A 274-nucleotide genomic window follows, 5' to 3' on the forward strand; every position below is an offset into this window, starting at 1 on the left:
CTCGGCGGCGACGAATTTGCCATCATCCATTCTTTTGACATGAACAATCCTGATTACCGGCAGGAAATCAGCCTGTTCGCGGAAGAAATTACTGAACTGTTTCAGCAACCCTATCTGCTGGAAGACAATTCAGAATATATCGGCTGCACCATCGGCGTGGTTCTCGCCCCGCATGACGGGCAGGATATTGATACACTGTTGCGCAATGCGGATCTGGCGCTCTATGCCGCCAAAGCTGATCGGCTGGGCTGAAATCGCTGCCAGTCTTCCCGAA

The 274-nt window shown here is 52.2% G+C and carries 1 protein-coding gene; it reads left to right on the plus strand.

Going from position 1 to position 274, the window contains the following annotated elements:
• Window positions 1-252, plus strand: a 252-nt coding sequence (locus HBA93_RS21085; protein WP_221724571.1) for a diguanylate cyclase domain-containing protein, incomplete at its 5' end; no start/stop codon positions are given.
• Between the last annotated feature and the right edge of the window lie 22 nt (window positions 253-274).

The organism is Ochrobactrum sp. SFR4, assembly GCF_019730395.1.
GTDB lineage: Bacteria > Pseudomonadota > Alphaproteobacteria > Rhizobiales > Rhizobiaceae > Pseudochrobactrum.